The following is a 758-nucleotide window of genomic DNA, read 5'->3' on the forward strand; positions in this document are numbered from 1 at the left end:
GACATGACACGCGACGAAGCCGACGACAGCGCGCTGCAGGCCGCGGTGCAGATGGAGCTGGCCCGCCCGCGGCGGCTGCGCATGGCGTTCCCGGCCCTCGTGGAGCAGCGCTTCGAGCAGGACGAAGGCCCGCAGCGCCGCCGCGCGCTGGTGCTGGCCGGCACCATCGGCCTGCTGATCTATGCCAGCTTCCTGCTCAACGACCTGCACATCCGCCAGGAGATCTTCCGGCAGGCGGTGCTGTGGCGTTCGGTCGCGCTGGTGTTCGGCGCGGGCGTGCTCACCGCCATCCACCGGCAGTGGGTGGGCGCGGCCTGGCGCGAGCGGCTGCTGTCCATGGCCATCGTGGTGGTCATGGGCTGCTCCTGCGTGATCCTCGACGAGACGCAGTCGCAGGCGCGGCTGTACGACCCGTTCGCCTTCAGCCTGATCTTCCTCGCCGGCAACATCTCGCTGCCGCTGCGTTTCCGGGCGGCGGTGGGCACCTCGGTGGCCTGCCTGGCGCTGGCCGCGCTGTACATCGCACCGGACGACCGGCTGCCGGTGCAGGCGCGCATCTTCGCCATGGCGCTGATGAGCGGCACCGCGGTGTTCACGGTGCAGGCCTGCTACAGCATCGAGCGCTCGTCGCGGCTGTCGTACCTGCTGCGGCTGCGCGAGACCCTGGCCTCGCGCGCGGCCGAGCGCCGGGCCGACGGCTTCGCCCGGCTGTCGCAGACCGATGCGCTGACCGGCCTGCCCAACCGCCGGGCCTTCGA

At 72.0% G+C, this 758-nt stretch carries 1 pseudogene; it reads left to right on the forward strand.

What is annotated here, in order from left to right:
• Positions 1-758, forward strand: a pseudogene (locus VO99_RS31095) (hypothetical protein); the annotation flags it as partial.

The organism is Aquincola tertiaricarbonis (assembly GCF_000969605.1).
GTDB classification, from domain to species: domain Bacteria; phylum Pseudomonadota; class Gammaproteobacteria; order Burkholderiales; family Burkholderiaceae_C; genus Aquincola; species Aquincola tertiaricarbonis.